Origin of the sequence: Acidovorax sp. HMWF018 (assembly GCF_003061035.1) — a bacterium.
Taxonomy (GTDB): Bacteria; Pseudomonadota; Gammaproteobacteria; order Burkholderiales; family Burkholderiaceae_C; genus Acidovorax; species Acidovorax delafieldii.
On sequence record NZ_QAIM01000201.1, the window covers coordinates 1 to 3,843 of the forward strand.

General features: G+C 67.7%; 1 protein-coding gene. It reads left to right on the plus strand.

Annotated elements, in window-relative coordinates:
• Positions 1-73: 73 nt before the first annotated feature.
• The gene (locus DBR23_RS07355; protein WP_108497803.1) at positions 74-3,571 is read left to right on the plus strand and encodes a DUF2126 domain-containing protein; all 3,498 of its coding nucleotides are present in this window, start codon (positions 74-76) and stop codon (positions 3,569-3,571) included.
• Positions 3,572-3,843 lie beyond the last annotated feature (272 nt).

The window sequence follows — 3,843 nt, forward strand, 5'->3', positions numbered from 1 at the left end:
GCCGATGACCGCTTGTCACCGCCCCCGGAATAGTTGCCCGCGATGGCTCGGGACTTGCTAGCATGGCCTGCATATGCCCATCCACGCCGCGCTCCACCACGTCACGCATTACCAATACGACCGGCTGGTAGGCCTCGGGCCACAGACCATCCGATTGCGGCCAGCGCCCCACTGCCGCAGCAACGTCATTTCGTATTCGCTCAAGGTCGAGCCTGCGCAGCACTTCATCAACTGGCAGCAGGACCCGTTTGCCAACTACCAGGCGCGGCTGGTCTTCCCCGAGAAGACGCGCGAGTTCAAGGTCACGGTGGACCTGGTGGTGGAAATGGCGGTGTACAACCCCTTCGACTTCTTCCTGGAGCCCGAGGCCGAGAACATCCCGTTCAAGTACAGCAGCGATGTGCAGCAGGAGCTGGCGCCCTACCTGGCCACCGACCCGATGACACCGCTGGTGCAGGCCTATCTGGACAAGGTGGACCGCAGCAAGCAGCGCACCATCGATTTCCTGGTCAAGCTCAACCAGCAGGTATCGCAGGACATCCGCTACCTGATCCGCCTGGAGCCCGGCGTGCAGACGCCCGAGGAGACGCTGCAAAAAGCCAGCGGCTCGTGCCGCGACTCCGGCTGGCTGCTGGTGCAGCTGCTGCGCCACCTGGGGCTGGCGGCGCGGTTTGTGTCGGGCTACCTGATCCAGCTCACCCCCGATGTGAAGGCGCTCGATGGCCCCAGCGGCACCGACCACGACTTCACCGACCTGCACGCCTGGTGCGAGGTCTACCTGCCCGGCGCGGGCTGGATCGGCCTGGATGCCACCAGCGGCCTGATGGCGGGCGAGGGCCACATCCCGCTCGCTTGCACACCCCAGCCCTCGGGCGCCGCGCCGATTGAAGGCGGCGTGGACAAGGCCGAGGTGGAGTTCAGCCATGAAATGCGCGTGACGCGCATCTACGAATCGCCCCGCGTGACCAAGCCCTACACCGAAGACCAGTGGCAGGCTGTGCTGGCGCTGGGCGAGCAGGTGGACGCCGACCTGGTGGCGGGCGACGTGCGGCTGACGATGGGCGGCGAGCCCACCTTTGTGGCCGTGGGCGACCGCGACGCGCCCGAGTGGAACACCGACGCGCTAGGCCCCACCAAACGCGGCTTTGCCACCGAACTCACGCACAAGCTGCGTGCCGAATATGGACAGGGCGGCTTTCTGCATTTTGGCCAGGGCAAGTGGTACCCGGGCGAGCAGCTGCCGCGCTGGGCACTGTCGATCTGCTGGCGCGCCGACGGCCAGCCCGCGTGGCAGAACCCCGCGCTGTTTGCCGACGAACGCAACCCCTCGCACTACACCAGCGCCGACGCCGAGCGTTTTGTGCGCCACCTCACGCGCAAGCTGGGCGTGACGGACCGCTACATCCAGCCCGGTTATGAGGACACCTTCTACTACCTGTGGCGCGAGCGGCGCCTGCCGGTCAACGTGGACCCGTTTGACGCACGTCTGGACGATGAGCTGGAGCGCGCACGCCTGCGCCGCGTGTTCGAGCAAAAACTCGACAGCGTGGTGGGCTACGTGCTGCCGCTGCAGGCAGGCGAAGGCGCTGGTACGCTGGCGGGCAGCGTGTGGAGCACGGGGCCGTGGTTCTTCCGCGACGACCGCATGCTGCTCATCCCCGGCGATTCGCCCATGGGCTACCGCCTGCCGCTGGACGCCCTGCCCTGGGTGAAGGCATCAGACACCGAGCACCTGATCCCGCAAGACCCGACCGCGCCCCAGAGCCCGCTGGCCGCTGCCACCACGCTGCGGGCGCGGTATTCAGTGCCATCCGGCCCGGTCACTGGCGACCGCGACCTGCCCTACCTGGCAGGCGCCACCGCTCCTGGCGAGGCACGGCGCGTAACGCAGAGCACTGCGGGTGGTGATAACGCGCGCCTGTCCGGTCAGCCCGACCCGCATGCGGGCGTGCAGCCACCCGGCAAGTTCCAGTCGGCCGCAGGCCTGTCGCGCACGGCGCTGTGCGTGGAAGTGCGCGACCCACGCCGCGCCAGCGGCCCCAAGGCCGAGAAGGTGGGCGAAAAGTACGGCGTGCTCTATGTCTTCATGCCGCCGCTGTCGCGCCTCCATGATTACCTGGACCTGCTGGCCGCCATCGAAGCCACGGCCGAAGAGCTGGGCATGAAGATCGTGCTGGAAGGCTACCCGCCGCCGCGCGACGCACGCCTGAAGGTGCTGGCAGTCACGCCCGACCCGGGCGTGATCGAGGTGAACATCCACCCCGCCAGCCATTGGAAGGAGCTGGTGCAGCACACCGAGTTTCTGTACCAGGCCGCGTGGGAGACGCGCCTGTCGGCCGAGAAGTTCATGACCGATGGCCGCCACACCGGCACCGGTGGCGGCAACCACTTTGTGATGGGCGGCGCCACACCGGCCGACTCGCCGTTCTTGCGCAAGCCCGAGTTGCTGGCCAGCCTGCTGCTGTACTGGCACAACCACCCCAGCCTGAGCTATCTGTTCAGCGGCCTGTTCATCGGACCCACCAGCCAGTCGCCACGCGTGGACGAGGCGCGCAACGACCAGCTGTATGAGCTGGAGATCGCACTGCGCGAGATCGAAACCAACCGCGCAACCTATGGCCAGGACATGCCGCCCTGGCTGGTGGACCGCACGCTGCGCAACATCCTGGTGGACGTGACGGGCAACACCCACCGCAGCGAGTTTTCCATCGACAAGATGTTCTCGCCCGACAGCAGCACCGGCCGCCTGGGCCTGCTGGAGCTGCGCGCGTTCGAGATGCCGCCCCACGCCCACATGAGCGTGGTGCAGCAGCTGCTGCTGCGCGCCCTGATCGCCCGCTTCTGGAAGACGCCCTACCGCGCGCCCGCCGCCCGCTGGGGCACCGAGCTGCACGACCGCTGGATGCTGCCGACCTTCATCCAGCAGGACATGCACGACGTCGTGGCCGAGATGAACGCCGCAGGCTACGCGTTTGACGCGGCCTGGTTTGCACCGCAGTTCGAGTTCCGCTTCCCCATGGTCGGCACGGTGAAATCGATGGGCGTGGAGCTGACCCTGCGCAACGCGCTGGAGCCCTGGCATGTGATGGGCGAAGAAGGCTCCGCCGGGGGCACCGTGCGCTATGTGGATTCGTCGCTGGAGCGCATCGAGGTGCGCGTGACCGGCATGAACGAAAGCCGCCATGTGGTCACAGTCAACGGCCAGCCGCTGCCGCTGCAAAGCACCGGCACGACTGGCGAGTTTGTGGCCGGTGTGCGCTACAAGGCCTGGAACCCGCCCTCGGCCCTGCACCCGACCATTGGCGCCCATGCGCCGCTCACGTTCGACATCGTGGACACCTGGATGAACCGCTCGCTCGGCGGCTGCCAGTACCACGTGGCGCACCCGGGTGGGCGCAACTACGACACCTTCCCGGTCAACGCGTACGAGGCCGAAAGCCGCCGCCTGGCGCGCTTCTCGCGCATGGGGCACACACCAGGCAGGCTGGCGGTGCCGCCTGCGACCATTGAACTGCCGGGCAGCCGGGAGTTTCCGTTCACGCTGGACCTGCGGCGCAAGATGCGGAGGTAGAGAAGCCCCCCTGCGTCGCTGCGCGCCTTGCCCCCAGGGGGACGACGCCCTTGCTGCGGGGCAGCCCTTGCTTGGCGTCGCTGGCATCGGCCCCGCCAGTTTCGACGGTGCGGGTTACCCGCAGAGTGTTGTCGACCAAATGCCCGAAAATCGAGCGCAGTGAACCACCTCAACGACAGCCTCCCCACCCCCGACCCTTCTGACAGCGCAGCCCAGTTGGCGGCTGCACTGGCGCCTGCTGCGGCGGCCGGGCATTTTGACGAGTTGCGGGG

Excerpts from the sequence above, each read along its gene's own strand:
- DBR23_RS07355 (WP_108497803.1), top strand. The coding sequence starts at position 74 with ATGCCCATCCACGCCGCGCTCCACCACGTCACGCATTACCAATACGAC.